The organism is Natronomonas sp. EA1 (genome assembly GCF_051195035.1).
In the GTDB taxonomy this organism is placed as follows: Archaea; Halobacteriota; Halobacteria; order Halobacteriales; family Haloarculaceae; genus JBNTJV01.
On the sequence record NZ_JBNTJV010000003.1, the window covers coordinates 458,344 to 481,088 of the forward strand.

A 22,745-nucleotide genomic window follows, 5' to 3' on the forward strand; every position below is an offset into this window, starting at 1 on the left:
GGGGAGAAACCGGGCGTTTCACGGGCGTTGCGAGGGGTTCAGCCGCGCGGCTCGCGAAGAGTGAACACGCCGAACGAACGGGGACCGGTGGCAGGTTACGGCTGCCAGCCGCAGACCGTACACGCGTCCGCGGACATCTCGTGGAGCCCCCCGCAGTCGGGACATCGTTTCTTGTTATAGTCCTGCTCCCAACTGGGTGCCTCCGTCGCGTGGCCTCTCTCCGTGAGGAACTGGTCGAAGATGTCGTCGTTCGCGGTCGCCATACACGACTCCCTTACCCCCCATCCGACTTAAATCTGTGTGAACACGCAACACGGGTCGCGTTGGCACGGATAAGGCTGATGGCCGGCTCGAATCTACCCGTCAGTAACGCGAGGACCAGCAGTACACCAATTACGCCAGCACACCAAGTACACCCCATGCCGCTGAGCATCGAGGAGTTCGAGGCCGGAGAGCTACCACAGCGGACGAGCGTCCCGGAGCAGGTGGTCAGCTACCTGTACGCCCACCGGGACAAGGCGTTCACCCGGGCCGAGATCGCGACGGCGATTGACGCCGACCCGAACACTGTCGGGACGGCACTCTCCCGGCTGAAAGCTCGCGAGCTCGTCCGACACAAGGGGGAGTACTGGGCGATCACTGACGACGAACACCGGGTCGCGGCCGCCTACGACCTCCACACCGCCAGTGAACGACTCGACGAGGAGGACGGCGGAATCGACCCCGACGAGTGGGACGACGCGGCGCCCGAGATGCCGCACCCGAGCGAGCGGGACGGAGAGGAATGAAGCCCGAACGGGGCGATGTCGGCTCGTTGCAGGGGCGGGTCACCGGCGAGTTCACCGGCCGGGTCGTCGACGCGGTGGAGGGGTACCTGTCCTGAACTACAGCCCGTAGAGGTCGCCGAACTTCGCCTCCGCGTAGTCGATGAAGTGCTTTGCAGTAAAGGACTCGCCCGTCGCGTGCTCGATGAGCTCGTCCGTGGTGTAGCGCGTCCCGTGGCTGTGGACCTCCTCCGTGAGCCAGGCGTGGAGGGCGTCGAACTCCCCGTTCTCGATTTTCCCTTCCAGGTTCTCGATCTCCTCACTCGCCGCGGCGTAGAGCTGTGCGGCGAGCACGGAGCCGAGCGAGTAGGTCGGGAAATACCCGAAGGAACCGTGCGCCCAGTGGATGTCCTGGAGACAGCCCTCCGCGTCGGAGTCCGGCGTGACGCCGAGATACTCCTCCATCTTCGCGTTCCACGCCTCGGGGACGTCCTCGACGGCGAGGTCGCCCGCGATGAGGTCGCGCTCGATCTCGAACCGGAGGATGATATGCATGTGGTAGGTGAGTTCGTCCGCCTCCACGCGAATGCGGTTCTCCGGGTAGAGCTGGTTCGCGGCCTCGTACGCTTCACGAGGAGTCATGTCGCCGGTGTCGAGATGCTCCGCGACGAGCGGGAGATAGCCGTTCCAGAACGCCTTCGAGCGGCCGACGTGGTTCTCCCACAATCGAGATTGGGACTCGTGGACGGTGAGCCCGCGGTGCTGGCCGAGCGGGGTGCCGTACGCCTCCTTCGGGAGGCCCAGCGTGTAGGTGGCGTGGCCGAACTCGTGGATGGTCGAGCCGATGGCGTCGACCGGGTCGTCCTCCTTGAACCGTGTCGTCACCCGCGCGTCGAACTGCGTTCCCGTCGAGAACGGGTGGGGCGCCACGTCGATGCGGCCGTGCTCCTCGGGGTAGCCGAGATAGTCGAGCGTCGCCTTCGAGAGCGCCATCTGGTTCGCCTCGGGGAACTCCCCGTCGAAGGGGGCGGCGAGCGCCGCGTCGCTCGCCTTCAGCTCCTCGATGAGGGGGACGAGCGCGTCGCGCAGCTCCTCGAGGACCGCTTCGGCGGTTTCGAGGGGCAGGTACGGCTCGTAGTCGGCGAAGAGCACCGCGTAGGGGTCCGCGTCGGGGTCGATGTGATTCGCGTACTCGCGTTTGAGCTCGAGCAGCGTCTCCACCTTCGGCGCGAACGTCTCCCAGTCGCTCTCCGCCTTGGCCTCCTTCCAGACGGGAAGCGCGTTCGAGGTCTCCTCGGAGATGCGTTCGACGAGGTCGGAGGGGACCTTCGCCGCGCGGTCGAACTCCCGGCGGATCTCACGGACGACGGCGGCCTGCTCGGCGTCGAGGTCCTCGGCTTCGGCCGCGTCGAGGGCCGATTCGAACTCTTCGGACGTGAGGAGGTCGTGGCTCGTCGCCGAGATGGCGGAACGCTGTTTCGCCCGGGCGGGGGTCCCGCCTTCGGGCATCATCACTTCCTGATCCCACGACAACACCTGATTCGCGTCGCGGAGATAGGAGATGCGCTTGTACTGCTCGAGGAGGGCTTCGTAGTCTCCCATGGGCGGGAGTGGGACACCCACGGCAATAAACCACGCAGAATCAGGCCGTCGGCCACGTCTCCGCGAGCGCGGTGTACACCGCGCGACACCGCTCCAGCACGGCGACCGAGACGGACTCGTCGGCGGTGTGGGCCTCCCCCGGCTCGGCCGCGCCGACGACGAGACAGGCCGTCCCGTTCGCGGCGAGCCACCCCGCGTCCGTCGCGTGGGGTTTGGCGACGTGCTCGCCCGCGCCCTGCAGCTCGCGGACGGTGCCGAGGACGGCCTCGGCGAAGGCGTCGTCCGCGCAGGCCATCGGCGGGAGGTCCTGCCCGACCTCGTGCTCCACCCCCTCGGGGAGGTCGAACGCCGCGCGCTCGCCGGGGACGGTGCGCTCGTCGATGGTGATTTCACACGCCTCGGGGACGACGTTCCAGGCGCTTCCTCCCTCGATTTCGGTGACGACGACGCTCCCGGAGAGCCGGGTGCCGAGCACTTCGGTCTCGGGAGCCTCGCAGTCGCGAACCGCGTCCACCGCGTCGGCGCCCCGGTAGATGGCGTTCTCGCCGGCCTCGGGTTCGCTCGCGTGGGCCGCCCGCCCGCGTGCCGTGAGCGTGTGCGCGCGACGACCCTTGTGGGCGACGGCCACGTCCGTGACCCCCTCGGCCGAGTAGCCGGTCGAGCCCTCGCCGACGACGGCCCAGTCGGGCGCGAAGCCGTCGTCGATGGCGGCGCGACAGCCCTCTCCACCCAGCTCCTCCCCGACGAAGGAGGCGAAGGTGAGCGTCCCCGCGGGGTCGGCGTCCCGGAACGCGAGCAGCATCGCGGCGAGCGTCCCCTTCATGTCGGCCGTCCCGCGGCCGTAGAGTCGCCCGTCGCGCTCCTCGACGACGTACTCGCCGTCCGCGACCTGTGAGGGGTCCGGAGGGACCACGTCGTGGTGCCCGACGAGCGCGAGCTCGGGGCCGGTCCCCGTGCTCGCGAAGACGTTTCCGGCCTCGTCGCGGGTGACGGTGGCGGCCGTTTCCCGCCGGAGCCACGCCTCGATGGCGTCCCCCACGTCGGTTTCGTCCTCGTGGCTCGGTATCGAGACGAGCCGACGAGTGAGTTCGGTGACTGCCATGCCACGTGTTCGACCGGCGGTACGTTAATCCCCCTCGGTGTCGAAGACGTGGCAATCATGCCGGCGGGCGCGGAGGGCTTCGTGGGGGATCGCCTCGAGCTACGGGAGGTGCTCGATGCGCTCCCCGTCGGCGTCGTCGCGTTCACCCCCGATGGGGTCATCGCGTTCATCAACCAGCAGGCCGCCGACTGGCTCGGGCTCTCCGTCGCGGAGGCGGAGGGGGAACACATCGACAGCGACGGCTGGGAGATCCTCAACCCCGACGGGAGCGAGATGGCCCCCGAGGACTACGCCCTCTCGAAGGTGCTCGCGACGGGCGAGAGCGTCATCGACGACCGCGCGCGCCTCCGCGTCGCGAGCGGGCGGGAGTTCGACATCGCGACGAGCGCCCGGCCGCTGTACGACGACGGGAGTCTCGAGTTCGTCGTCGGCACCTTCGAGGACATCTCGGAGACACGCACCCACGAGAGCCGGCTGGTGGCCTCGAACCACCAGCTCGACGCGCTCGCGAGCGTCCTTTCACACGACCTCCGGTCGCCGCTCACCGTCGCAACGGGCTATCTCGACCTCGCGCGGGAGACGGGCGATCTCGCCCACCTCGACCGGGTCGAGCGCGCCCACGACCGGATGCGCGAGCTCATCGGTGACCTCCTCCGGCTCGCCCGCAGCGGCGAGGAGGTGGGCGAGCGCGTCGAGCTGGACCTCGCGACCGTCGCCGAGGACGCGTGGAAGAACGTCGAGACGGGGGACGCCCGGCTCGTCACCGCGTCCGTCACCGTGAACGGCGACCGGAACCGGCTCACCCAGCTGTTCGAGAACCTGTTTCGGAACTCCGTGGAGCACAGCTCCACGGGCTGTCGGACAGGGTCCGACAACTCTGTCGAACATAGTTCGACAAGCCCTCGCTCGCAAGCTCACGAGGATGCAGTGGAGCATAGCTACACAGACCGCCGGACGCAGTCCGGCGACGCCTTCGAACACAGTGAACACGCCGGCGAAGCGCTCACCGTCCGCGTCGGCCCCCTCGACGGTGGCTTCTACGTCGAGGACGACGGCCCCGGGCTCCCCGAGGCCGTCCGCGAGGCGGTCGAGGACGGGCGACTCGACGAGCTGTCCGGGCTCGGCCTCCGCATCGTCACGAGCATCGCGACGGGCCACGGCTGGCGAGTCACCGCGACCGAGGGACGAGACGGCGGCGCCCGCTTCGAGTTCCTCCAGTAATCACCCTTATCAGGCTCCCGGACCGAATGGCGGTATGAACGTAGTTCCGGACACCAGCGCCGTCATCGACGGCCGGGTGTCACAGCGGGTCGACGACGGCTCGTACGCGGGGGCGACCGTCCTCGTGCCCGAGGCCGTCGTCGCCGAGCTGGAGTCCCAGGCCAACGAGGGCCGCGAGCGCGGCTGGGACGGCCTCGCCGAACTCCAGCGGCTCGTCGAACTCGCCGAGGAGGGGACCGTCACCGTCGAGTACGTCGGCGGGCGCCCCGAGTCGAGCGACAAGGCGAGCGCGGACGAGGGGGCCATCGACGCCGTCATCCGCGACGTGGCACAGGACCACGACGCCACTCTCCTCACCAGCGACAAGGTGCAGGCGGAGGTCGCCCGCGCGAAGGGACTCGCCGTCGAGTACGTGGAGGCCCGCTCGCGCGACGTCGACTCGCTGGATATCGAGCAGTTCTTCGACGAGCAGACGATGTCCGTCCACCTGAAGACGGGGGTGCGCCCGATGGCCAAACGCGGTGATATCGGCGATCTGCACTACCAGACGATCGGCGACGAGGTCCTCTCCGAGTCCGAGCTGTCCGGGTTCGCCCACGACATCGAGCGCTCCGCGGAGGCCTCCGCACACGGCTTCATCGAGCTTTCGGAACCCGGGATGCAGATCATCCAGTTCAAGGACATGCGTATCGCGGTGGCCCGCCCGCCCTTCTCGGACGGCATCGAGATCACCGCCGTCCGGCCCATCGTCAAGACCGACATCGACGACTACGAGTTCGCCGACGAGCTCCGGAGTCGCCTCTCCGAGCGCCAGCGCGGCGTCCTCATCTCCGGGTCGCCCGGCGCCGGGAAGTCCACCTTCGCGCAGGCCGTCGCGGAGTATCTCGCCGACTCGGATTACGCGGTGAAAACGATGGAGAAACCCCGCGACCTGCAGGTCGGCCCGCACATCACCCAGTACACCGAGCTCGCCGGGTCGATGGAGAAGACCGCCGACTCCCTGCTCATGGTCCGCCCGGACTACACCATCTACGACGAGGTCCGGAAGACCAGCGATTTCCGCACCTTCGCCGACATGCGGCTCGCCGGCGTCGGCATGATCGGCGTCGTCCACGCGACCCGCGCCATCGACGCTCTTCAACGATTGGTCGGCCGCGTCGAACTCGGCATGATCCCGCAGGTCGTCGATACGGTCGTCTACATCGAGGCCGGCCAGGTCCACACCGTCTACGACGTGACCACCGAGGTGAAGGTCCCCCACGGCCTCGTCGAGGAGGACCTCGCCCGGCCCGTCATCGTCATCAAGGACTTCGAGACGGGGAAGCCCGCCTACGAGATCTACACGTTCAACCGCCAGGTCGTCACCGTCCCGCTCAAAGAGGGCGAGGAGGCGAGCGACACCGGCGTCGACCGCCTCGCGAAACAGGAGATCGAACGCGAGATCCGCTCCGTCGCGCGCGGCCACGTCGACGTGGAGCTCAAGAGCCAGAACACCGCCGTCGTCTACGTCGAGGACGACGACATCTCCTACGTCATCGGGAAAGGTGGCGGTCGAATCTCGGATATCGAGGAACGTCTCGGCATCGACATCGACGTGCGGACCCACGACGAGAACCCGAACTTCGGGAACTCGTCGGGGTCGAGCGGAGGCGGCTCCCCCGCCGGCGAGCGCGTGACCCCCGAGATCACCTCCCGGCACGTCATCATCCCGCTGGGCGGCCACCAGGGCGACACCGTCGAGGTGCGCGCGGAGGGCGAGTACCTCTTCACCGCCACCGTCTCCCGCGGCGGCGAGATCCAGGTGTCGAGAGGAAGTGCCATCGCCGAGGAGCTGGAGGCGGCCATCGACCGCGGGAAGGCGATCACCGTGGTTCCCCAGTAGGGAAACCACAAGCCAGCACTCGCTCCGCTCGCGCGGATACCGTCGTCCCGCAGTAGCGGCACGACGAACCCGCGTTCACTTCGTTCACGCGGACACTGTGGTTCCCCAGTAGGGAAACCACAAGCCAGCACTCGCTCCGCTCGCGCGGATACCGTCGTCCCGCAGCAGCGACACCTCGAACCCGGATTTCTCGGGTCGACACCTCGAACAGCGCCACCGCTATCTGGCAGGTGAAAAAGCGGGAAAATGAACGGTTAGTCAGTCGTCAGCGGCTGCCGCTTCCGTGCCGGCTGGCGACTCCTCCTCGATGATCTGGTACAGGTTCTGGCGTGCGTCCGCGAAGTACACGTCTTCGGAGACGATGTCGATGTCTTCCAACCGTTCGAGCGCGTAGCGAACGGTCCGGGCCGAGAGCATCGACTCCTGCACGATGGCCTTCTGGGTCATCGGGCCGTTGTACTCCAGCACCTTGAACACGAGTTTGGCGCTCGGCGGCAGGTCGGCGATGTCCTCCCCTTGGGATTCAGGCATCGTACCTCGTACAACGGACGCCATACGCTTAAAGATTGATGCTCTGTCGAAGAAATCTTGCCGTTTCAACCCCGGAGAGTATCGAAATCGCGAATATCAATTTACTTTTCTGAAACGCAACCGCAGTTGTGTAGATGGGCTTCCGGCAAACGAACCGCTTTTGCCGCCGCGTGGCGGAGGTGGGGACATGGCAACCGACACCGCCGGCCGTTTTTCCCCGCATCTCCGGGGCCTGACGGTCACGTCGCTCGCGGCGATCATGGGTATCGTCGCGGCGGGCGTCTCATCGGTCGTCACCGCGGAGGCGACCAACCCGGCGACGAGCGAGCTCGGCCTGCTCGTGCTCGCCGGCGCGGTCATCGTCCAGTTCCCGGTCCTGCGACTCGTCGGCATCGACGTCGAGGACTTCGGAGCCAAGGACTACCTCTACGTGGCGTTCATGACGTTCGCCCTCTGGTTCGTCTGCTGGGCCATCCTGCTGAGTACGGGGACGACCCTCTAACATGGCCAGAGACAGCATCGCAGTGGTCGACCTCGACCGCTGTTCGCCCGACCGTTGTAACTATGAGTGCGCGAACTACTGCCCACCGAACCGGACGGGCAAGGAGTGTATCACGCAGCGCGGGCCCGACGCGGAGGAGGGCGGCCCCGACCAGATCCGCATCTCCGAGGAGATCTGTCTGGGCGAGACCTGCGGGATCTGCGTCGAGAAGTGCCCCTTCGACGCCATCGAGATCATCAACCTCCCGCAGGAGCTCCAGGAGGAACCGGTCCACCGCTACGGCGAGAACGCCTTCGAGCTCTACGGGCTCCCGGCCCCGGAGGACGGCCGCGTCACCGGCATCCTCGGCCCGAACGGCATCGGGAAGACCACCGCCGTGCGCCTGCTCGCCGGCGAGATCCAGCCGAACCTCGGCCGCCACGCGGACCCACCCGAGTTCGAGGAGGTCATGCAGCAGTTCCGCGGCACCGAGCTGCAGGACTACCTCTCCGAACTCCGCGACGGCGACGTGACCGTCGCGCGCAAGCCCCAGTACGTCGATAAGATCCCCAGCCAGTTCTCCGGGAAGACCCGCGAACTCATCGAGGGCGTCGACGAGCGCGGCGTCGCCGACCAGCTCGTCGACCGGCTCGGCATCACCCCGGTCATCGACCAGGAGATCGGCACGCTCTCCGGCGGGGAGCTCCAGCGCGTCGCGCTCGCCGCAACGCTCGTCCGGGACGCCGACTTCTACTTCCTCGACGAGATCACCCCCTACCTCGACATCGGCCAGCGCGTCACCGCCGCCCGCCTGATTCGGGAGCTCGCCGAGGAGGGCGACCGCTCGATGCTCGTCGTCGAACACGACCTCGCCGTGCTCGACCTGCTCGCCGACACCATCCACGTCGCGTACGGTGAGCCCTCCGCCTACGGTGTCATCACCTCCCCGAAATCGACGAAGAACGGCATCAACGAGTATCTCAAAGGGTATCTCGAGAACGAGAACATGCGCATCCGCCCGAACGCCATCGAGTTCGAGCGGCACGCGCCCCGCGACCCCACCCTCCGCGGTGAGGACGTGCTCGTGGAGTACCCCGCGATGTCCAAGTCCTACGGCGAGGGCGAGTTCTCGCTGGAAGTCGACGCCGGCAAGATCCGGAACAACGAGGTGCTCGGCATCGTCGGCCCGAACGGCATCGGGAAGTCCACCTTCGCGAAGCTGCTCGCGGGCCGGCTCGCCCCCGACGAGGGCGAAATAGATGTGGACCTCGACATCTCCTACAAGCCGCAGTACGTCGAGATCGACCAGCCGATGCGCGTCGACGCGTTCCTCTCCTCCATCACGGACGACTTCGGCTCCTCCTACTGGGAGACCGAAATCGCCCAGCCGCTCCAGCTCTCGCGCATCATGGAGCAGAACCTCACCGACCTCTCCGGTGGGGAGCGCCAGCGCGTCGCCATCGCCGCGTGTCTCTCGAAGGACGCCGACCTCTACCTGCTCGACGAGCCCTCGGCCCACCTCGACGTCGAACAGCGCGTGCTCGCCACGCGCGCCATCCGCCGCTACACCGAGAACCACGGTGCCACCGCGATGGTCATCGACCACGACATCTACATGATCGACCTGCTCGCCGACCGCCTGCAGGTCTTCTCCGGCGAGCCCGCCGAGTACGGCCACGCCGGCGAGCCGAAGGGCATGCGCGACGGGATGAACGAGTTCCTCGCGAACCTCGACGTCACCTTCCGGCGCGACCAGCGCACCAGCCGCCCGCGCATCAACAAACCCGGCTCCCAGAAGGACCGCGAGCAGAAGAACGCCGGCGAGTACTACTACGCGCCGGCCGGCGAGGAGGAGTTCGACGCGGACGAGGACCTCGAATAGCAGCGTCGGTTTTCGGGTTTTTCAGGGTGTGAGCTTGCCGTCGGAGTAGCCACGCGGCCGTCTGCGCGTGCCGCGAGCACCCGCGAGCGCAAGCGCGAGTCGGGGGTGAGCCGAACGACAGTGAGGCGAACGTCGTGGGACGAGTGGAACGAGTCCCACGGAAAAGGGCTGGTGCGGTGCGGTCGCGGTGCTGTGCTGTGCGGTTCCTGGCGGAATCGCAAAGGGCGAACGCTCTCGACGACGGCGCGTACCGACAAGCACCGCAGCCGAAGGCGAGGAGCGCAGCGGACGCACCGAGTCGAGAGCGTGAGGGCTTTGCAGCCCTTCTCAGCGAAGCAGTCGCTACTGACTCAAAAACCAAACCAACACCAAAAGAATCAGTCCTCGAACTCAGCGGAATTGTCCTGCGGATTGTACCCAAGAACCTCCTTCGCTCTATCGAGCGAGTAGTATTTCCGGTCGTTATCCGAAATCCCGTAGACGATCTCGTAGTCATACTCAGCCTCGATGGCGCACTGATGCAGGTGCGCACAGTCCCGGTGTGAGAGCCACATCGCCTGCCCTCGTTCATAATCGACCGGAGGATGGCCCTTCGTCAGGTTCCCGATGCGAATACAGCACACGGACAGCCCCTCCATGTCGTGATAATACCTCCCGAGTGTCTCCCCGGTGGCCTTCGACACCCCGTAGAGGTTCTTCGGGCGGGGGAGTTCCGTCCCGTCGAGCCGATACTCCGACTCCTCGCGGTAGATCTCGGGCTGTCTTTCAAATTCGTAGGCCGCGACGGCGTGATTGGAGGAGGCGAAGACGAACTTCTCCACCCCCGCATCGACCGCGGCCTCCATCGTCACCTTCGTCCCGTGGATGTTGTTCTGGAGGACGCTGTCCCAGGGGGCTTCCGGGCGGGGGTCGCCGGCGAGGTGGAGGACCGCGCCGACGCCCTCGCAGGCCTCACGCATCGTCTCGGGATCGGTGATGTCGCCGACGAGGTAGTCGTGGGCCGGCTCCTCGTCCGGCGGGGTGTAGAACATGAGCCGCCAGTCGTACGCGTCTTCGAGGCCCTCGAGGATGGCCCCACCGACGCGGCCGCCGGCACCCGTGAGCAGAACCGGCTCGTCCATATCGGCCCCTCGCCCGAAGGCGGTAAGAAACGTCCGATTCCACAGCTGTCAGGCGGTGGGAAAGAGCGCGACGGGGGACCGAACCGCGGGGGACTATTGGGCTGCCCCACCGAGAGGGGGCATGGACCCCACGGACGCCCAGACGGCCTGCTTCGAGGCGGGCATCAAGTTCGGCACGCTCTACCACCAGTTCACGGGGACGCCGCTCGCCCCCCGGTCGGCTGACTCCATCGCACGGGCGATGGAGGAGGCCATCGAGAACCAGCCGCACTGTCTCGAGGTGTCGGTCGACATCCTCGAGGACGCCGTGCGCGAGGAGCTCGCGGGCACCGACGCGACCTACACGGAGCTGACTGGCCGGTTCATGGAGGTGGAGATGGTCATCGACTACGAGGGGGTAGAGGTCCACACCCGGATGGACATGGTCGACGGCTACCCCCTGATGCGCGTGGAGTCGGTCGAAGAACCGGAGCCGGCGACCGAGTAACACGGCTCACGAAGGTTTTTGTCTCGGTCGGCGAACAGGACTGGTATGTCCCTCCACGCGACCGAGAACCTCGAGACGGCGTTCGAGGCGACCCGTGACCTGCTCGTCCCCCTGAACGCCCGCCGCTGGGTTCGCCTCGCCGCGATGGTGTTCTTCCTCGGTGGCGTCTCGATGCCCGGCCCCGGCCTCTCCATGACGACCGAGAGCCCCCACTTCGGCACGGAGTTCGGGCATCTCCCGTTCATGTTCGGGCGCACCGGGCTGCTGCTCGTCGCACTCGTCGCCGTCGGCCTCCTCGTCGCGCTCGCCTTCGCGGTCGTCGGGAGCATCATGGCGTTCGTCCTCGTCGAGGCGCTCGTCTCCGGCGAGACTCGCATCAGAGAGCCGTTCGGGGAGCACGTCGGCGACGGCCTCCGACTGCTCGGCTTCCGGGTGCTCATCGGCCTGTTCGCGCTCCTCCCGCTGGCGCTGCTCGGCGCTGCAGCGTTCGCCCTCCGCGGCCCCGGCGGGCTCTCCATCGCGCCCCTCCTCGTCGCGATTCCGGTGTTCCTCGTCGTCGTCCCCGTCGCCGCGGTGGTGAACGGGTTCACGACGGCGTTCGTCGTGCCGATCATGCTCCGGGAAGCCTGTGGCCCCGTCGCGGGCTGGAAGCGGCTCTGGCCCGTCGTGCGCGGGAACCTCGAGGAGTACGGCGTCTACCTCCTGCTCTCCATCGTCCTCTCGGTGGTCGGTGGGGCCGCCGTCTCGACGGTGGTGGGGCTGCTCGCCGCGGTGTTGTTCATCCCGGCGGGGCTCGTCGGCCTGTTCGGTGCCGGCCTCGGCCTCCTCACCGGTACGAACGCCCTGCTTTTCGTGCTGCTCGCCCCGTTCATCCTCGCCGGGGGGTTCGCCCTCCTCGCGGTGACGGCCGCGGTCCGGGTGCCCGTGGTGGCGTATCTCCGGTACTACGCCCTGCTGGAGCTGGGCGACACGAGCGAGTACGACCTGCTGGAGCGGGACGAGGGGGATGACGGAGACGAGAGCGGAAGCGAGGACGGGGCGCCCCCCGCTGGAACGGCCGGAACGGCCTGAGTCGGTCGGTTTTCACTTTCAGTTTCGGGCGTCCTTTTATCCCCCCTGCCGCTGAATCACACGGTATGAGTCAAGCGACCCTGAACGACGACGAGCTGTTCGGCGAGGCGGCAAGCGAGATGCGCGCGGACGTGGAGGCCTCCCTCGACGAGGCGCGCGCGGCCCTCCCGGACGCCGACAGCATCTGGGACGTGGAGGCGGACAACACCCTCGGCGTGCTGAACGGCCTCCGCTCGGCGCTCGACACCGGCGACGCCGCGGACCACCTCCGCGACGCCAAGAAGTGGTTCGCCGTCGGCAAGCGCGCAGACGCGTTCGACGACCCCGAGGACCTGGAGGAGGCGATCGCCGAGGTCGAGGCGCTGATGGCGGAGGTCACCGAGGCCCACGAACAGGTCTCGACGCTCGCCTCCACGATCCCCGGCCTCCGCGGGAAACTGGAGGAGGCCGTCGAGGCAGAGGACGACGAGAGCGATGAGGACGAGGAGGAAGAGGAAGAAGAAGAGGAAGAAGAAGAGGAAGAAGAAGAAGAAGAAGAAGAGGAGTGATCAGCGCGCGCGGGTCGCCACCGCATCCGCGACCTCCGCGAGCGCCATCGCCGCCTCCTCCAGCAGTTCCTCGCCGAGCGCCGCCGACCCCGTCGTCGGGTCTCCCACGACGCCGCTGTCGGTGAACTCCGACGAGTCGTGGGCCAAGTTCACGCCGTGGAGCCACTCGCCCCACCGGTCCGCCGCACCGTCTTTCGCTTCCTGCGTTCTGTCCTCGTGCACCAACTCGGGGTGGAGATGCCGCATGAGTGCCGTCTCCACCTTGCCGGCGTGGCCCATCCCCTCCGCGGCGATGGCGTCGAACCACGTGAACGGGACGGCGTAGGATGCGTCCTGCCGGGAGATGGTCGCACAGACCTCCCCGAGGGCGTCGACGTTCCCGCCGTGGCCGTTGACGACCACCACTCTCGAAAAGCCGTGGTGCGCGAGCGAGCCCACGGTCTCCCGAATGTTCGCGCGGAAGGTGTCCGGCGAGAGCCAGAGCGTGCCGTCGAAGGCGCGGTGTTCCTCCGCGATTCCGATGGGGAGGGTCGGCGCGACGAGCGCCTCGCGCCCGTAGGTGTCCACGTAGGCCTCCGCACCCGCGTCCGCGACGGCCTCCGCGGCGAGGAAGTCCAGGCCGAGGGGGGCGTGCGGGCCGTGCTGTTCCGTGCTCCCGACGGGGAGAAGCGCCACGTCCGCGTCCGTGTCACGCACGTCGGTCCACGTCGAGTCGGCGAGGTGCATATCGGGGATGGGAGTGGCAGCCCCTTAGTCCTCATCGCCCGCGCCATCTCCAGTCGAAACCATGGCGTTCGCTATATACTACCCGATAGCCGTCGTATTTCTCCACCCGAAACCATGGCGTTCGCTATTGAGACGACTATACTCGACCGAAAACTCCAGTCGAAACCATCGGGTGTGGTAAATATGTGAACGGTCCTCAGTCGTCCAGTTCCGTGCGCGCCTGTCGGGCGGCCGCGCGCTCGATGAACTCCTCGGGAAGCTCGTCGATTTCGCCAGCCTGTACGCCCCAGAGGTGGGCGTAGAGCCCGTCCTCGCTGATGAGCGCCTCGTGGGTGCCGCGCTCGACCACTCGCCCGTCCTCGAGGACGACGATCTGGTCGGCGTCCTTGATCGTCGACAGGCGGTGCGCGATGGAGAACGTCGTCCGGTCCTCGGTGAGGTCGTCCAGCGAGCGCTGGATGAGCATCTCCGTCTCCGTGTCCACGTCGGAGGTCGCCTCGTCGAGCACGAGGATCTCGGGGTCCTTCAGGATCGCGCGGGCGATGGAGATGCGCTGGCGCTGGCCTCCGGAGAGTTTGACCCCCCGTTCGCCGACCTTCGTGTCGTACCCCTCCGGGAGGTTGGTGATGAAGTCGTGGGCCTCCGCCGCCTTGGCGGCCGCGACGATCTCCTCGTCGGTGGCGTCGAAGGTGCCGTAGGTGATGTTCTCCTTCACGGTCCCGTAGAAGAGGAACGTGTCCTGTGAGACGTAGCCGACGTGCTCGCGCAGGGAGGGGATGGTCACGTCACGGAGGTCCTGCCCGTCGATCTCGATGGCCCCGTCGTCCACGTCGTACATCCGGAGCAGGAGTTTCAGGACGGTTGATTTCCCGGCCCCGGTGGGACCGACGAGTGCGAGCGTTTCTCCTCCAGGCACGTCGAAGCTCACGTCCTCGATGATGGGCTCCTCCTCGTAGCCGAAGGTGACCTCGTCGTAGACCACGCGCCCCTCCTCGACGTCGAGCGAGTCGGCGTTCGGGTCCTCCGCGATGCGGGAGGGTTCGTCCATCAGCCCGAAGATGCGCGCGGCGGAGGCGTACGCTCGCTGATACATGTTGATGATCTGCCCGAACTGGGCCATCGGCCAGATGAACTGCTGAGACAGCAGGATGAACGTGACGAACTCACCGGGTTTGAGCGAGCCCGAGAGGGGGCCGAGCGGGGCGTCGAGCACCCACAGCCCGCCGATGAGGAACGTCATGACGAAGCCGACGCCCGCGAGCACGCGCAGGCCGGGGAAGAACTTGATGCGCGTCGCGATGGCGTCCCAGTTCGCGTCGAAGTAGTCCTGTGAGACGTCGTCGACGCGGTCCGACTCGTAGTCCTCGGTGTGGGAGGTCTTGATGACCTGAATCCCGCCGAGGTTGTTCTCCAGTCGGCTGTTCACCTGCCCGACGGAGGAGCGCACCTCGGCGTACTTCGGCTGGATGGTCTGGATGAACGTGTAGGTGAACACGGCGAGCAGCGGAACGATGACGAGCGTGATGAGCGCGAGCTGCCAGTTGATCCACAGCAGGATGGCGGCGATGCCGACGACCATCACGCCAAGCCGGAACGCGGAGTTCATCCCGTCGTTGAGGAACCGCTCCAGCCGGTTCACGTCGTTCGAGAGGATGGACATCATCTCGCCGGTCTGCTTGTCGGCGAAGAACTCCATGTTCAGCCGCTGCATCTTGTCGTAGGTGTCCGTCCGGATGGCGTGCTGGATGTGCTGGGCGAAGGCGTTCCACCCCCAGTTGCGGGTGTAGTGGAACGCCGCGCCGCCGAAGAAGGCGAAGGAGATGATGCCGACGGTGAGCCAGAGCTGGCCGGCTCGGGTCGTCGGGAGCCACGCGTCGGGGACGAGAAAGAGGCTGTACGGCTCGTTCTGGAGGAAGATGGCGTCAACCGCGATACCGAGCAGCAACGGCGGAAGCAGATCGAGCACCCGGGCGACGATGCTGGAGAGCACACCGACGACGAACGCCGTCCGGTGCCCGGCGCCGTACTCCCCGAACAGCCGGCGCATGGGGTTCTCGGCGTTCTCCCGTTGCTCCTCGAACGGGTCGTCATCAGACGCTGCGAGGTCCATTGAACGTCCGTTCGGGACCCACGCCTAAATGGGTTCCCTGAACGCGGTTCCTGTAAGAATCCTTATCGCTCGATGACGACCCGGTCACCCTCCTCGATACCCCTTCGCGTCGTCCAGTTGTAGTTCACTTCGAGGACGTACTGGCCCCGACCCGGATACCTGAACTCGTTCCCGTCGGCGCCCTCGGGGGGTTCCGGCGCGTGGTGGATGGTGGTGATGCGGCCATCGGCCCCGATGTAGACGATGTCGATACCGAAGTCCATCCCCCGCATGACGTAGGTGTGGTTCCCCTCCTCGTCGTAGGTGAACAGCATTCCCCGATTCTCGGGGAGCGACTCCGTCTCCGAGAGCCCGGTGTAGCGCTTCTGGAAGGTGTCGGCGATGGCGACCCGCACGGCCCCGAGCTCCGTACCGTTCTCGGCGAGCACCCGGACGGTGGCCTGTTCGTAGGCCCCCTCGGTGGGGGTCCCGCCGGGGGCTTCCGTCGTCGGCTGGAAGCCATCCGTCGTGAGAAATGGCTCGTAGGCACCCGTGGCGACGAACACGCCCGTCACGGCGAGGAGCGCGACGAGGAGGTGGGTCACCCGACGGTCCATACGTGGTGTGTGTGTGCGAGCGGTGAAAGCCTGTCGCCCCGGAACGTAAGGGCTATTCCCGTGTGGTGATTCGGTTCGCGTGCGGACCCGTAGTCTAGTGGTTACGACGCTTCCCTTACAAGGAAGAGATCGGTGGTTCAACTCCGCCCGGGTCCACTTCTGTCTGCACACGCGACGAGCACCCGTGAGCGCCGCGAACGGTGTGCGAGGAGCCGTGCCGACGAATGGACCCACCGGAGTTGAACCCTGCGAGGCGCGCGCAGCGAGCGAACGCGAGCGAGCACGTCTCGCTTCGGTTCAACTCCGTCCGGGTCCACCCAGACGTTCGACGCCGCCCCAAGAACGAAACCGCCGCGACCCCCATCTCACCACGCGTCCCTGTCCCCGCGCAGCCACAGGTACTCACAGTCGTCGAGCCAGACGGTGACGCCGCCGTCCTGCACGTGGTAGTCGGCGTCACCGAGGACCTGCTCACCGACGGGAGCGTCGAACTCGAGGACGGTCTCGCGGGGTTCGTCGGCGAAGCTGTGGACGGTGAGCAGTACGGAGTCGTCGAGGTGGAACCGGTGGGCCCAGACGTCCTTGTGGCCGGTGTCGAGGACCTCGAAGAAGCCGTGGGCGACTTCGGGACACCGGTGGCGGGCCTCGATGGCGGCCGATACCCGATTGAGGAGGGAGTCGGGGTCGTCGCGCTGGGACGCGACGTTGATGTGGTGGAAGCCGAACCGGTCGTCGTCGTTGACGGGGAGGACGAGGTCGTCGGCGTCGGCGGTGGAGAAGCCGGCGTTCTCGGAGTCGTCCCACTGCATGGGGGTCCGGACGGCGAAGCGCTCGGGGAGCGAGAGGTCCGCGCCCATGCCGATCTCGTCGCCGGAGAAGACGATCGGGGTGCCGGGCAGCGAGAGGAGCAGGCTGTGGGCCATGGCGATGCGGTCGTGGTCGCCGTCGTAGAGGTCGGCGAGCCGGAGGCGGTGGCCGCGACCGAACACCCAGGAGTCCTCCTCGCCCTCGCCGCGACGGAAGTACTCGCGGGCGTGTTCGAGCGTCTCGTGGGGGAGTTTGAGGAGGTTCCACTCGTCGTGGTTCCGGAGGAAGTTCGCCCACCAGACGGTGTCGGAGGGCTCGGGGAGGAGGTCGAACATCCGGTGGAGCGGCCAGGTGTCTTTCACCCCGATGCCGTAGGTGAGATGCGAGTTCCCGACGAAGTTGAACAGCACGTCGAACGCCTCGCCGTCGGCGAAGTACTCGTGGAGCCGGTGGGGTTCGTCGTCCGCTTCCGCGAGGAGGACGGCGTCGTGTTTCACGGCGCGGGCGCGGCGTTTCATCTCCCGGAAGAGCCAGTGGGGGTCCTCCAACTCGGTGGCGTTGTGACCCTTCGGGAGGGTCATCGGATGGGCCGCGTCGATGCGGAACCCGTCCACGCCGCGTTCGAGCCAGAACTCCAGTATCGAAAAGAGCTCCTCCTGGACGGCGGGGTTGGCGACGTTCAGGTCCGGCTGGTGGCCGTAGAACTGGTGGAAGTAGTGTTTCTCGGCCACGTCGTCGTAGCTCCAGACGCCGTCTTCGAACTCCGGGAAGATGTTCATCGTGTTGTACGCCTCCTCGACGTGACTCGTCCAGAGGTAGTAGTCGTGGTACTCCGAGAACGGGTCCTCGCGGGCGCGCTGGAACCACTCGTGCTCGGTGGAGGTGTGGTTCAGGACGAGGTCGGTGAGGACGCGCATCCCGTGGTCATCCGCGGCGTCGATGAACGCCTCGAAATCCGCCATCGTGCCGACGCGCTCGTCGACGGCGTAGTAGTCGGCCACGTCGTACCCGTTGTCCCGCAGCGGACTGGGGTAGAAGGGGCGTAGCCAGAGGCAGTCGACGCCCAGCTCGTCGAGATACGGGAGGCGGTCGATGAGTCCCTGAAAGTCGCCCCAGCCGTCGCCGTCGCTGTCGTTGAACGTCCGCACGTTCAGCGTGTAGACGACGGCATCGCGGTACCAGTCCGGTCGCTCGAGGTGCCCGGTCATCCTTGCTGAGAGCACTCGGCCGAAGGTAAAAACCTGCCCGAATCACCCGACCCCCGCGAAATACCGGTCGTAGTGGGCCGCACAGCCGGGGTTGAACGCGGCCCCGCACGCGGGGCACGCGTGGTCAGATTCGAGGTACTCGGAGACCGAGAGCAGCGACCCGCAGGCCCCGCAGAGCACCCCCGGCTCGTCGAACGCAGAGTTAGGAATGGGCTCCGCGTCGTGGTCCGCGATGGCCGCGTGGCACGCCGCGCAGGCGAAGTACCGATCACAACAGGCGAACCGGATGGCGATGATGTCGCGCTCGGTGGCGTAGTGGGCACACCGCGTCTCGATGTCGAGGCCGATTCCGTGGACCGTGGTATCCCCGACCGTCACCGTCTCACCCTCGGACATGCACTGGGGTTCGCCGCGGGCGTGGATGAACCCTCCGACCCACGAAAAGGCTATACCGCGTCCGAAGCGAAGGGGTGGTATGTCGTCACAAGCTGGGTCCGACTGTCCGGAGTGTGGTGGGCGGTTGGAGAGCACGGACGGGATGACCTACGTCTGTCAGAACTGTGGCCGGGAGTACGACAGCGCCGACGTGTTTCTGCTGTAGCGTTTCGAAATCCTTTTTTATATAATCGCCGTCGGGTACGGTGTAGGCCGCCTTAGCTCAGACTGGGAGAGCACTCGACTGAAGATCGAGCTGTCCCCGGTTCAAATCCGGGAGGCGGCATTTTCCTGCGAACCAACGAAGGAGCAGAGCGACTGAGTCTGTGAGCAGTGAAAATGGTCCCGAGCGGATTCTGAACCCTACGAGGCGAGCGTAGCGAGTCTCGATCTGGTTCAAATCCGGGAGGCGGCATCCGGCTTCTACACGGTTCTCATTCGAGAGCGTTACGCACTCGGCTGAAGATCGAGCTGTCCCCGTTCTCGCGAGCGTAGCGAGCGAGAAGTCGAAAGACGAGCGAAGCGAGTCTTTCGGAAGTTCACAATCCGGGAGTCGGCATTTTCCTGCGAACCAGCGAAGGAGCGACGCGACGGAGCCTGCGAGCAGTGAAAATGGTCCCGACCGGATTTGAACGCACGAGCAGCTTCGCTGCGAGTGAAGTTCACAATCCGGGAGGCGGCATGGTACTCACAGTTCAAATACCTGCGGTGCCGCGCGGGCGATTTTCACCGTTTCTTGGAACCGATTTACAACTCACCAAAATGCAGACCTACTCACGTCCCGTGGCAGCGGAATCGAGTCCAACGGGGCGTCCCTGCTCCCACTCGACAGCGAGGACTGCGTCTCGAAGCGGGTTGAGTCTGCGCTCGACGACGTCCAGCGGATGTGAGTCGATGAACTCCGCGGGTTCGTGCGCGACGGGTGTCGCGCCGTCGTTCACTTGCAGATGAACTGGTCCGAGGTCGCTGTGCGTGTCGTCTTGATGCCAGCCGACCAGCAGACTTCGCTCTGGCTCGATCCAGTTGAACCAGTAGTACTCGTGAGGCTCTCCAGTCTGTAGTTGAAACCCAATCTCGACCCGCGCGCCCGTCACCGGGTACTGGTTGTCACCGAAGAACTGGCGTGGGTTTACCTCAGCGATCACCCGGTACGGGCCGGCTTCACGCGGCTCAGCACGTCGCCGCCGAACGTTCTCGAACTCACCACTGAGTCGGTTCTGGATACGGTCGTGAAGCCGCTTGCTCTGCAAGTTCGTCCGATTAGCGAGGAAAACCACCATTAGGCGAGTGTCGAGGGAGAGTCAGTCCGCGGTGACGAGAGTTCCACGACGTCATCATACAGCTGGAGGGCATGCCTTACGAGCCCGAGTTCCGTGTTGATCGCTTCCCATGTGGCGATCACGTTACGACGGTCACGAAGCTCCTCAGCCGAGAGCTCCTCATTCACAAGTTGTTCCCGGAACTCTTCGAGCGAACTCACGTCGTACGCTGAAGCCAACTCTTCCTGTTCCTCCTTCAGCTCTGTGAGCTGGCTCTCCAATTCGTCACGCGAGTGAGCCTCGATCAGATCAGTCACTTCATCAAAGAGCATCCGCACAGGATTCAGGTCGTAGGCTTTCGTCCCGTCGACGGTCGTTTCAGTGACCCAGTCATCGCTCTGCAGTCGCTGGAGTTCATCGTCAGCCGTTGCACGCGAGACATCTGCTCGGTCCGCGATCTCCTGCACCGGTGTTGGCTCGTCCAGCAGCTCCACGACGTGCCGGACGCGCTCACGCCCGCTCATACTCTCCGTCCACGATCCCGGATTCGAGTCAGCCATCCGACTAGGTCTTGCACTGCTTGGATGAAATAATTTCCCCCTGCTCAAATATTCAAATTCCACGTGACCGAACAGGTGGAGAGTGGTGAAAAAGTGGCTTCGCATTCGCCGTCGACGAGAGGCTCGAAGGCGGCGAGTTCGAGGTCTGTGAGGGTTCGAAGTCTGCGAGGAAAGAACGAGCCGTCCGCGCGGTTACTCGAGGTCGAAGCGGTCGGCCTGCATGACCTTCTGCCACGCCTCGACGAAGTCCTCGACGAACTGTTCCTCGGCGTCGTCGGCCGCGTAGGCCTCGGAGAGCGCGCGGAGCCGGGAGTGCGAGCCGAAGATGAGGTCGGCGCGGGTGGCCGTCCACTCCACCTCGCCGGTCGCGCGGTCGACGCCCTCGTAGACGTTCTCGTCGTCGGTAGCCTGCCACGCGGTGTCCATCCCGAGCAGCGTCGTGAAGAAGTCGTTCGTGAGCGTCCCGGTGTCGTCGGTGAAGACGCCGTGGTCGGCATCGCCGTAGGTCGCGCCGAGCGTGCGCATGCCGCCGACGAGCACCGTCATCTCGGGGGCGGTGAGGTTCAGGAGGTCGGAGCGGTCGACGAGGAGCTCCTCGGCCGGGCGGTCGGCCTCGTCGCTGTAGTAGTTGCGGAAGCCGTCGGCCTCGGGCTTGAGCGCCTCGAAGGAGTCGGCGTCGGTCTGCTCCGGGGTGGCGTCGACGCGGCCGGGCTCGAACGGGACCGTCACGTCGTAGCCGGCGTCGGCCGCGGCCTGCTCGACGGCGGCGTTCCCGCCGAGGACGATGAGGTCGGCGAGCGAGACGCGGGTGTCGTCGTCGCGCGACTCGTTGAACTCGGCCTGGATGCCCTCGAGCGTCTCGAGGACGGTTTCGAGCTCCGCGGGCTCGTTCACTTCCCAGCTACGCTGGGGTTCGAGCCGGATGCGGGCGCCGTTCGCGCCGCCGCGCTTGTCGCTGTCGCGGTAGGTCGAGGCGGCCGCCCACGCGGTCTTGACGAGCTGGGGGACGGTGAGGTCCGTCTCGAGGATGTCGGCTTTGAGCGCATCGACGTCGGAGGCGTCGATGACATCGTACTCACGCTCGGGGAGGGGGTCCTGCCAGAGCATCTCCTCGTCCGGGACCTCGGGGCCGAGGAACCGGGACGGCGGGCCCATGTCACGGTGCGTGAGCTTGTACCACGCCTTCGCGAACGCCATCCCGAACGCCATCGGGTTCTCCTGGAAGCGCTCGATGATCGCCCGGTACTCGGGGTCGCGCTTCAGGGCGACGTCCGTCGTGAGCATCATCGGCAGCTCCTCGTCGTCGCCGTGGGTGCCCGGTGCCGACTCGACTTCGTCGGGGTTCGTCGGCTTCCACTGCCACGCACCGCCGGGACCCTTGTGGGGCTCCCACTCGTGGTCGAGGAGGTTGTCGAGGTAGCCCGTGTCCCACTGCGTGGGGTTGCTCGTCCACGGCCCCTCGATGCCGCTGGTGATGGTGTCGGCGCCCTTCCCGGACTCGTAGTCGTTCGCCCAGCCGAGCCCCTGCGACTCGATGGGGGCCGCCTCCGGCTCGGCGCCGAGGTGGTCGGGGTCGTCCGCGCCGTGGACCTTCCCGAAGGTGTGGCCGCCGGCGATGAGCGCCGCGGTCTCCTCGTCGTTCATCGCCATGCGGTCGAACGTCTGGCGGATGTTCTCCGCCGAGGCCATCGGGTCGGGCTTCCCGTCGGGGCCCTCCGGGTTCACGTAGATGAGGCCCATGACGGACGCGCCGAGCCCCTCCTCGATGCCGCCGGGCTCGTCGAACCGCTCGTTCGTCTCCATCTCGGTCTCGGGGCCCCACCAGACGGCCTCGTCCTCCTTCCAGGCGTCCTCGCGGCCGCCGGCGAAGCCGAACGTCTTGAACCCCATCGACTCGATGGCGACGTTCCCCGCGAGGATCATCAGGTCGGCCCACGAGAGGTTCCGGCCGTACTTCTGCTTGACCGGCCACAGCAGGCGGCGGGCCTTGTCGAGATTCGCGTTGTCGGGCCAGCTGTTGAGCGGGGGGAACCGCTGGCGACCGCCATCGGCACCGCCGCGGCCGTCGGCCGTGCGGTACGTGCCGGCGCTGTGCCACGCCATCCGGATGAAGAGCGGGCCGTAGTGGCCGTAGTCGGCGGGCCACCAGTCCTGGGAGGTCGTCATGACCTCCTCGATGTCCGCCTTCACGGCGTCGAGATCGAGGGATTCGAACGCCTCTGCGTAGTCGAAGTCGTCGTCGTACGGGCCGACGTTACTCGCGTTCTGGTCGAGGATGTTCACGTCGAGCTGGTTCGGCCACCAGTCGTAGTTGGACCGCTGCATTACCAGCTGATTGTTGCCATTGCGTGT

General features: G+C 66.5%; 22 protein-coding genes and 2 tRNA genes. 11 read left to right on the forward strand and 13 right to left on the reverse strand.

Annotation, left to right across the window (positions count from 1 at the left end):
• Positions 1–95 precede the first annotated feature (95 nt).
• On the reverse strand, positions 96–263 hold the full coding sequence (locus tag ACQUQR_RS11970; RefSeq protein WP_435196715.1) for an HVO_0416 family zinc finger protein: 168 nt from the start codon (positions 261–263) through the stop codon (positions 96–98).
• A 156-nt stretch (positions 264–419) separates the two neighbouring features.
• Here ACQUQR_RS11970 and ACQUQR_RS11975 point away from each other — a divergent pair, with 156 nt between their 5' ends.
• On the forward strand, positions 420–788 hold the full coding sequence (locus tag ACQUQR_RS11975) for a hypothetical protein (RefSeq protein WP_435196716.1): 369 nt from the start codon (positions 420–422) through the stop codon (positions 786–788).
• A 96-nt stretch (positions 789–884) separates the two neighbouring features.
• On the opposite strand, the gene ACQUQR_RS11980 is transcribed toward ACQUQR_RS11975, so the two are convergent.
• Together ACQUQR_RS11980 and ACQUQR_RS11985 are read right to left on the reverse strand one after the other, a co-directional pair.
• On the reverse strand, positions 885–2,366 hold the full coding sequence (locus ACQUQR_RS11980; RefSeq protein WP_435196717.1) for a carboxypeptidase M32: 1,482 nt from the start codon (positions 2,364–2,366) through the stop codon (positions 885–887).
• A 40-nt stretch (positions 2,367–2,406) separates the two neighbouring features.
• Positions 2,407–3,468: a M20 family metallopeptidase gene (locus ACQUQR_RS11985; protein ID WP_435196718.1), complete on the reverse strand. Its 1,062-nt coding sequence runs from the start codon at positions 3,466–3,468 to the stop codon at positions 2,407–2,409.
• Between the two features lie 57 nt (positions 3,469–3,525).
• Here ACQUQR_RS11985 and ACQUQR_RS11990 point away from each other — a divergent pair, with 57 nt between their 5' ends.
• On the forward strand, positions 3,526–4,689 hold the full coding sequence (locus tag ACQUQR_RS11990) for a PAS domain-containing protein (RefSeq protein ID WP_435196981.1): 1,164 nt from the start codon (positions 3,526–3,528) through the stop codon (positions 4,687–4,689).
• A gap of 34 nt (positions 4,690–4,723) precedes the next feature.
• Entirely contained in the window at positions 4,724–6,571 is a 1,848-nt protein-coding gene (locus ACQUQR_RS11995) for a PINc/VapC family ATPase (protein ID WP_435196719.1), read from the forward strand.
• 258 nt (positions 6,572–6,829) lie between these two features.
• On the opposite strand, the gene ACQUQR_RS12000 is transcribed toward ACQUQR_RS11995, so the two are convergent.
• Positions 6,830–7,102 carry an ArsR family transcriptional regulator gene (locus ACQUQR_RS12000; protein ID WP_435196720.1) on the reverse strand — a complete coding sequence of 91 codons (273 nt, stop codon included), beginning with the start codon at positions 7,100–7,102 and terminating at the stop codon, positions 6,830–6,832.
• Positions 7,103–7,289: 187 nt separating this feature from the next.
• Here ACQUQR_RS12000 and ACQUQR_RS12005 point away from each other — a divergent pair, with 187 nt between their 5' ends.
• Complete coding sequence (locus tag ACQUQR_RS12005) at positions 7,290–7,604, forward strand: hypothetical protein (RefSeq protein WP_435196721.1); 315 nt, start codon at positions 7,290–7,292, stop codon at positions 7,602–7,604.
• A gap of 1 nt (position 7,605) precedes the next feature.
• Positions 7,606–9,465: a ribosome biogenesis/translation initiation ATPase RLI gene (locus ACQUQR_RS12010; RefSeq protein ID WP_435196722.1), complete on the forward strand. Its 1,860-nt coding sequence runs from the start codon at positions 7,606–7,608 to the stop codon at positions 9,463–9,465.
• 377 nt (positions 9,466–9,842) lie between these two features.
• On the opposite strand, the gene azf is transcribed toward ACQUQR_RS12010, so the two are convergent.
• Entirely contained in the window at positions 9,843–10,586 is a 744-nt protein-coding gene (gene azf, locus ACQUQR_RS12015; protein WP_435196723.1) for an NAD-dependent glucose-6-phosphate dehydrogenase Azf, read from the reverse strand.
• Between the two features lie 121 nt (positions 10,587–10,707).
• Between azf and ACQUQR_RS12020 the strand changes: the two genes are divergently transcribed.
• From ACQUQR_RS12020 to ACQUQR_RS12030, 3 genes are all read left to right on the forward strand, one after another.
• Entirely contained in the window at positions 10,708–11,073 is a 366-nt protein-coding gene (locus tag ACQUQR_RS12020) for a dihydroneopterin aldolase family protein (protein ID WP_435196724.1), read from the forward strand.
• 45 nt (positions 11,074–11,118) lie between these two features.
• Entirely contained in the window at positions 11,119–12,144 is a 1,026-nt protein-coding gene (locus ACQUQR_RS12025) for a DUF7544 domain-containing protein (RefSeq protein ID WP_435196725.1), read from the forward strand.
• 65 nt (positions 12,145–12,209) lie between these two features.
• Positions 12,210–12,692 (forward strand): DUF5790 family protein, encoded by a 483-nt coding sequence (locus ACQUQR_RS12030; protein WP_435196726.1) that lies wholly within the window; start codon positions 12,210–12,212, stop codon positions 12,690–12,692.
• On the opposite strand, the gene ACQUQR_RS12035 is transcribed toward ACQUQR_RS12030, so the two are convergent.
• The 3 genes from ACQUQR_RS12035 to ACQUQR_RS12045 form a co-directional block, all read right to left on the reverse strand.
• Positions 12,693–13,418 (reverse strand): creatininase family protein, encoded by a 726-nt coding sequence (locus tag ACQUQR_RS12035; RefSeq protein ID WP_435196727.1) that lies wholly within the window; start codon positions 13,416–13,418, stop codon positions 12,693–12,695.
• A gap of 196 nt (positions 13,419–13,614) precedes the next feature.
• Positions 13,615–15,528 (reverse strand): ABC transporter ATP-binding protein, encoded by a 1,914-nt coding sequence (locus ACQUQR_RS12040; protein WP_435196728.1) that lies wholly within the window; start codon positions 15,526–15,528, stop codon positions 13,615–13,617.
• A 62-nt stretch (positions 15,529–15,590) separates the two neighbouring features.
• On the reverse strand, positions 15,591–16,124 hold the full coding sequence (locus ACQUQR_RS12045; protein WP_435196729.1) for a DUF192 domain-containing protein: 534 nt from the start codon (positions 16,122–16,124) through the stop codon (positions 15,591–15,593).
• Positions 16,125–16,207: 83 nt separating this feature from the next.
• On the opposite strand from ACQUQR_RS12045, the gene ACQUQR_RS12050 reads away from it, so the two are divergent.
• Positions 16,208–16,280 (forward strand) — tRNA-Val (locus tag ACQUQR_RS12050).
• Positions 16,281–16,489: 209 nt separating this feature from the next.
• Here the strand turns inward: ACQUQR_RS12050 and ACQUQR_RS12055 are convergent.
• Complete coding sequence (locus ACQUQR_RS12055) at positions 16,490–18,139, reverse strand: alpha-amylase family protein (RefSeq protein ID WP_435196730.1); 1,650 nt, start codon at positions 18,137–18,139, stop codon at positions 16,490–16,492.
• Positions 18,140–18,181: 42 nt separating this feature from the next.
• The gene (locus tag ACQUQR_RS12060; RefSeq protein WP_435196731.1) at positions 18,182–18,535 is read right to left on the reverse strand and encodes a CHY zinc finger protein; all 354 of its coding nucleotides are present in this window, start codon (positions 18,533–18,535) and stop codon (positions 18,182–18,184) included.
• 79 nt (positions 18,536–18,614) lie between these two features.
• On the opposite strand from ACQUQR_RS12060, the gene ACQUQR_RS12065 reads away from it, so the two are divergent.
• Entirely contained in the window at positions 18,615–18,740 is a 126-nt protein-coding gene (locus ACQUQR_RS12065; RefSeq protein ID WP_435196732.1) for a hypothetical protein, read from the forward strand.
• A 46-nt stretch (positions 18,741–18,786) separates the two neighbouring features.
• Positions 18,787–18,860, forward strand: a tRNA-Phe gene (locus tag ACQUQR_RS12070).
• 484 nt (positions 18,861–19,344) lie between these two features.
• Here the strand turns inward: ACQUQR_RS12070 and ACQUQR_RS12075 are convergent.
• The 3 genes from ACQUQR_RS12075 to katG form a co-directional block, all read right to left on the reverse strand.
• A complete protein-coding gene (locus ACQUQR_RS12075) occupies positions 19,345–19,854 on the reverse strand; it encodes a hypothetical protein (RefSeq protein ID WP_435196733.1) in 510 nt (169 codons plus the stop codon).
• Complete coding sequence (locus ACQUQR_RS12080) at positions 19,854–20,357, reverse strand: DUF7342 family protein (RefSeq protein WP_435196734.1); 504 nt, start codon at positions 20,355–20,357, stop codon at positions 19,854–19,856. Before ACQUQR_RS12080 ends, ACQUQR_RS12075 begins: the two co-directional genes overlap by 1 nt.
• 228 nt (positions 20,358–20,585) lie before the next feature.
• On the reverse strand, positions 20,586–22,718 hold the full coding sequence (katG, locus tag ACQUQR_RS12085) for a catalase/peroxidase HPI (RefSeq protein WP_435196735.1): 2,133 nt from the start codon (positions 22,716–22,718) through the stop codon (positions 20,586–20,588).
• Positions 22,719–22,745: the final 27 nt, after the last annotated feature.

Bases quoted from the DNA above. Each gene is read 5' to 3' on its own strand.
- ACQUQR_RS12020 (WP_435196724.1), top strand. From the start codon at position 10,708: ATGGACCCCACGGACGCCCAGACGGCCTGCTTCGAGGCGGGCATCAAG.
- ACQUQR_RS12000 (WP_435196720.1), bottom strand. From the start codon at position 7,102: ATGCCTGAATCCCAAGGGGAGGACATCGCCGACCTGCCGCCGAGCGCC.
- ACQUQR_RS11970 (WP_435196715.1), bottom strand. From the start codon at position 263: ATGGCGACCGCGAACGACGACATCTTCGACCAGTTCCTCACGGAGAGA.
- ACQUQR_RS12080 (WP_435196734.1), bottom strand. From the start codon at position 20,357: ATGAGCGGGCGTGAGCGCGTCCGGCACGTCGTGGAGCTGCTGGACGAG.
- ACQUQR_RS11975 (WP_435196716.1), top strand. From the start codon at position 420: ATGCCGCTGAGCATCGAGGAGTTCGAGGCCGGAGAGCTACCACAGCGG.
- ACQUQR_RS12045 (WP_435196729.1), bottom strand. From the start codon at position 16,124: ATGGACCGTCGGGTGACCCACCTCCTCGTCGCGCTCCTCGCCGTGACG.
- ACQUQR_RS12005 (WP_435196721.1), top strand. From the start codon at position 7,290: ATGGCAACCGACACCGCCGGCCGTTTTTCCCCGCATCTCCGGGGCCTG.
- ACQUQR_RS12025 (WP_435196725.1), top strand. From the start codon at position 11,119: ATGTCCCTCCACGCGACCGAGAACCTCGAGACGGCGTTCGAGGCGACC.
- ACQUQR_RS11995 (WP_435196719.1), top strand. From the start codon at position 4,724: ATGAACGTAGTTCCGGACACCAGCGCCGTCATCGACGGCCGGGTGTCA.
- ACQUQR_RS12055 (WP_435196730.1), bottom strand. From the start codon at position 18,139: ATGACCGGGCACCTCGAGCGACCGGACTGGTACCGCGATGCCGTCGTC.
- ACQUQR_RS12060 (WP_435196731.1), bottom strand. From the start codon at position 18,535: ATGTCCGAGGGTGAGACGGTGACGGTCGGGGATACCACGGTCCACGGA.
- ACQUQR_RS12065 (WP_435196732.1), top strand. From the start codon at position 18,615: ATGTCGTCACAAGCTGGGTCCGACTGTCCGGAGTGTGGTGGGCGGTTG.
- ACQUQR_RS12035 (WP_435196727.1), bottom strand. From the start codon at position 13,418: ATGCACCTCGCCGACTCGACGTGGACCGACGTGCGTGACACGGACGCG.
- ACQUQR_RS11980 (WP_435196717.1), bottom strand. From the start codon at position 2,366: ATGGGAGACTACGAAGCCCTCCTCGAGCAGTACAAGCGCATCTCCTAT.
- katG (WP_435196735.1), bottom strand. From the start codon at position 22,718: ATGCAGCGGTCCAACTACGACTGGTGGCCGAACCAGCTCGACGTGAAC.
- ACQUQR_RS11985 (WP_435196718.1), bottom strand. From the start codon at position 3,468: ATGGCAGTCACCGAACTCACTCGTCGGCTCGTCTCGATACCGAGCCAC.
- ACQUQR_RS12030 (WP_435196726.1), top strand. From the start codon at position 12,210: ATGAGTCAAGCGACCCTGAACGACGACGAGCTGTTCGGCGAGGCGGCA.
- ACQUQR_RS12040 (WP_435196728.1), bottom strand. From the start codon at position 15,528: ATGGACCTCGCAGCGTCTGATGACGACCCGTTCGAGGAGCAACGGGAG.
- ACQUQR_RS12010 (WP_435196722.1), top strand. From the start codon at position 7,606: ATGGCCAGAGACAGCATCGCAGTGGTCGACCTCGACCGCTGTTCGCCC.
- ACQUQR_RS11990 (WP_435196981.1), top strand. From the start codon at position 3,526: ATGCCGGCGGGCGCGGAGGGCTTCGTGGGGGATCGCCTCGAGCTACGG.
- ACQUQR_RS12075 (WP_435196733.1), bottom strand. From the start codon at position 19,854: ATGGTGGTTTTCCTCGCTAATCGGACGAACTTGCAGAGCAAGCGGCTT.
- azf (WP_435196723.1), bottom strand. From the start codon at position 10,586: ATGGACGAGCCGGTTCTGCTCACGGGTGCCGGCGGCCGCGTCGGTGGG.